Origin of the sequence: Bacillus sp. 7894-2, from assembly GCF_002272225.1 — a bacterium.
GTDB lineage: Bacteria > Bacillota > Bacilli > Bacillales > Cytobacillaceae > Cytobacillus.
Genome location: NZ_NPDG01000175.1, coordinates 1 through 290, shown reverse-complemented (window position 1 = coordinate 290; position 290 = coordinate 1). Strand labels below are relative to the sequence as shown.

Here is a 290-nt window from a genome sequence, read left to right as displayed (position 1 = left end):
TTAATTTTTTGGGGCCTTAGCTCAGCTGGGAGAGCGCCTGCTTTGCACGCAGGAGGTCAGCGGTTCGATCCCGCTAGGCTCCACCATAATTATTACTTCATTATTTTGGCGGTGTAGCTCAGCTGGCTAGAGCGTACGGTTCATACCCGTGAGGTCGGGGGTTCGATCCCCTCCGCCGCTACCATTTACCTAAACGATGCTGGACCTTTAGCTCAGCTGGTTAGAGCAGACGGCTCATAACCGTCCGGTCGTAGGTTCGAGTCCTACAAGGTCCACCACTTTCTTTTATA

3 tRNA genes are annotated in these 290 nt (G+C 52.8%); all 3 read left to right on the top strand.

The features are described 5' to 3' along the window. The first annotated feature begins 10 nt into the window (after nt 1-10). The 3 genes from CHI10_RS22030 to CHI10_RS22020 all read left to right on the top strand — a co-directional run bounded on the left by CHI10_RS22030 (nt 11) and on the right by CHI10_RS22020 (nt 278). Nucleotides 11-86, top strand: a tRNA-Ala gene (locus tag CHI10_RS22030). Nucleotides 87-107: 21 nt separating this feature from the next. Then, nucleotides 108-184 (top strand) — tRNA-Met (locus tag CHI10_RS22025). A gap of 17 nt (nt 185-201) precedes the next feature. Next, a tRNA-Ile gene (locus tag CHI10_RS22020) sits at nt 202-278 on the top strand. The last annotated feature ends 12 nt before the right edge of the window (nt 279-290 follow it).